This is a genomic window from Dietzia sp. B19, assembly GCF_014145155.1.
GTDB classification, from domain to species: domain Bacteria; phylum Actinomycetota; class Actinomycetes; order Mycobacteriales; family Mycobacteriaceae; genus Dietzia; species Dietzia natronolimnaea.
This window is the reverse complement of sequence record NZ_JAALED010000248.1, coordinates 1-3,119: the sequence shown is the minus strand read 5'-3', so window position 1 is coordinate 3,119 and position 3,119 is coordinate 1. Positions and strand designations below refer to the sequence as shown.

Genomic DNA, 3,119 nt, shown 5'->3' with positions numbered 1-3,119 from the left:
GCGGGTCGGGATGCTCGCACCCGCGGCGGACAAGGCCGAGCGCCTGGACACGCACCTGGCCGCCGGGTTCGACCCCGGTCCGGTCCGGGTGGTCGACGTCACCACCACGGTTCCCGCCGCGATCGCCGCGGACCTGGCCCTCATGGGCCCCAGTGGAGTCCACCTGGGTCGGGCCGGGGTCGAGCGGGCCATCGGGTCCGGCGACGGCCCGGTCCGCGTCCACGTCGAGGTGCGGACGTTCCGCAGGTCTCTGCAGGAGTGACGCGCTCTACACGAGTGAGGCGCTCTACAGGAGGTAGGCGCTCTACAGGAGTGAGGCGTACATCGCGTGGGTCTGCTCGGCGATCGCCTCCCACGCGAACCGCGTCCGGGCCCGCTCCTGCCCGGCACGGCCGTACGCGGCGGCCTTGCCCGGATCGACGACGAGTTCGTTGACCGCGGCCGCGAGACCGGCCTCGAAGGCGTCCGGGTCCGACTCGTCGTAGTGGACGAGCGTGCCGGTCTCGCCGTCGACGACGACCTCCGGGATCCCGCCGACATCGGAGGCGACGACGGCGGTGTCGCAGGCCATGGCCTCGAGGTTGACGATCCCGAGGGGTTCGTACACCGACGGGCACGCGAACACCGTGGCGGCGGAGAGGATCTCGATGACCTCCGCGCGCGGCAGCATGTCGCGGAGCCAGAAGACGCCGTCCCGGGTGGACTGCAGGTCGGCGACCAGTGATTCCATCTCGGCCGCGATCTCCGGGGTGTCCGGGGCACCCGCACAGAGCACGAGCTGGGCGTCCGGGTGGAAATCTCGGGCCGCGCGGACCAGGTGGGGCACTCCCTTCTGACGTGTGATGCGACCGACGAACGCCACGATCGGTCGGTCCGGGTCGACACCGTGCCGCCGGAGGACCGAGTCCTCCCCGGCGAACGTCTCGACCGGTGACCACACCGAGGTGTCGATGCCGTTGAGGATCACGTGGATCTTCTCCGGATCGACCTCGGGGTAGACGCGCAGGATCTCGTCCTTCATCCGTGCACTCACCGCGACCACGGCGTCAGCGTGGGCGAAGGCGTTGCGCTCCGACCACGACGAGACGCGGTAGCCGCCCCCGAGCTGCTCGGCCTTCCAGGGTCGGCTGGGCTCGAGAGAGTGCGCGGACACCACGTGGGGGATGCCGTAGAGCTCCCCGGCGAGGTGGCCGGCCAGGCCCGCGTACCAGGTGTGGGAGTGGACGATGTCCGCCCCCTCCGCGGCCACGCACATGCGCAGTCCGGCGGAGAGGGTCCGGATCGCCGGGTTGGCGTCCTCGCCCAGCTCCGGATCGGGCCGGAACGCCCGCGCGGTGTCGCGGTCCGCGCCCATGCACAGGACGTCGACCTCGCACAGCGGCCGCAGGGTGGCCACCAGTTCGGTCACGTGGACCCCCGCCCCGCCGTAGACCTCCGGTGGGTACTCCCTCGTCATCATCGCTACTCGCACACCGGTCAACCTAGCCCCCCGGGGCGTGCACGGGACCGTTGCGGGTGAACCCCGCCCGACCACGGGGTGTCGGCGCGGGGCGGTGCGGGGGCAAGTCCCGTGATGGTCCGTGGCAACGGCCCGGAAGTCGTTACGGTGGGGGGGTGAGGAACCAGCCGCACGTCCTAGCAATCGTTCTCGCCGGTGGCGAGGGCAAGCGCCTCTTCCCGCACACCGCGGACCGCGCCAAACCGGCGGTGCCGTTCGGCGGGTCGTACAGGTTGATCGACTTCGTCCTGAGCAACCTCGTCAACGCCGGTTTCATGCGGATCTGCGTCCTCACGCAGTACAAGTCGCACTCCCTCGACCGGCACATCTCCCAGGTGTGGCACATGAGCGGGATGGGGGGCGAGTACATCACCCCCGTTCCCGCGCAGCAGCGGCTCGGACCGCGGTGGTACACCGGGTCGGCGGACGCCATCCTGCAGTCGCTGAACCTGGTCCACGACGAGAAGCCGGACCACATCGTCGTCTTCGGGGCCGATCACGTCTACCGCATGGACCCCCGTCAGATGCTCGACCACCACATCGCCACGGGGGCCGCGGTCACGGTCGCCGGGATCCGGGTCCCCCGCAGTGAGGCCTTCGCCTTCGGCTGCATCGACGCGGGGGACGACGACCTGATCCGGGACTGGGTCGAGAAGCCCTCCGATCCTCCGGGGACGCCGGACGACCCGGATGCGACGTTCGCCTCGATGGGCAACTACATCTTCACGACGGATGCGCTCGTCACGGCCCTCAAGGCGGACGCGGAGAAGCCGGATTCCACCCACGACATGGGCGGGGACATCATCCCCGCGCTGGTGGAACAGGAGCGCGCGTACGTCTACGACTTCGCCCGCAACCGGGTCCCGGGCGAGACGGAGCGCGACCGGGGGTACTGGCGTGACGTGGGGACCATCGACGCGTTCTACGACGCCCACGTGGACCTGGTCTCAGTGCACCCGGTGTTCAACCTCTACAACAACCTGTGGCCGATCCGGACCCAGCAGGACAATCTGCCGCCAGCCAAGTTCGTCAACGGCGGCATGTCCCAGGAGTCGATGGTGGGGGCGGGGACGATCATCTCCGCGGCCACCGTGCGCAACTCCGTGGTCTCGAACAACGTGGTGGTCGAGGACGGCGCCGTGGTGGAGGGCAGCGTGCTGATGCCCGGTGTGCGCATCGGTCGGGGCGCCGTGGTGCGCAGGGCGATCGTGGACAAGAACTCCTCGATCGGCCCGGGCGACGTGATCGGCGTGGATCACGAGCGCGACCGGCTCCGGTTCCCGATCAGTGCCGGCGGAGTGGTGAGCGTGTCCAAGAACTCCGTCACGTCGCTGCCCGGCTGAGTCGCCAGCCGGGTCCGGTCCAGGGTTCGCCGCCTCCGGGCGCGCGGGCTCAGAGTGCGACCACGGTCAGCCCGCCGCCGACGGGCAGCACGGTGACGTGTGCGTGTTCGGGCAGGTCCGCGCCCTCCGGCAGCGGTGCGTGCTCACCGATCAGGACCAGCGCACCGCCGGGACGCAACAGTTGGTGAGCGCGGGACACCACCCGGGCGACCGAGTGATCCGGGACATCGGCGACGAGCAGGTCGTAGGCGCCGTCGGCGAGCTTGTCGGCCACCTCC

At 70.4% G+C, this 3,119-nt stretch carries 2 protein-coding genes and 2 pseudogenes; 2 read left to right on the top strand and 2 right to left on the bottom strand.

Going from position 1 to position 3,119, the window contains the following annotated elements; all coding sequences use genetic code 11:
* Positions 1-262: pseudogene (locus tag G6020_RS08040) on the top strand (methyltransferase type 11); the annotation flags it as partial.
* Between the two features lie 42 nt (positions 263-304).
* Here G6020_RS08040 and glgA read toward each other — a convergent pair.
* On the bottom strand, positions 305-1,471 hold the full coding sequence (gene glgA, locus G6020_RS08035; protein ID WP_347237831.1) for a glycogen synthase: 1,167 nt from the start codon (positions 1,469-1,471) through the stop codon (positions 305-307).
* Between the two features lie 143 nt (positions 1,472-1,614).
* Between glgA and glgC the strand changes: the two genes are divergently transcribed.
* Positions 1,615-2,841, top strand: coding sequence for a glucose-1-phosphate adenylyltransferase (glgC, locus tag G6020_RS08030; RefSeq protein ID WP_179525590.1), 1,227 nt, complete (start codon positions 1,615-1,617; stop codon positions 2,839-2,841).
* Between the two features lie 49 nt (positions 2,842-2,890).
* On the opposite strand, the pseudogene G6020_RS08025 reads toward glgC, so the two are convergent.
* A pseudogene (locus G6020_RS08025) lies at positions 2,891-3,119 on the bottom strand (hypothetical protein); the annotation flags it as partial.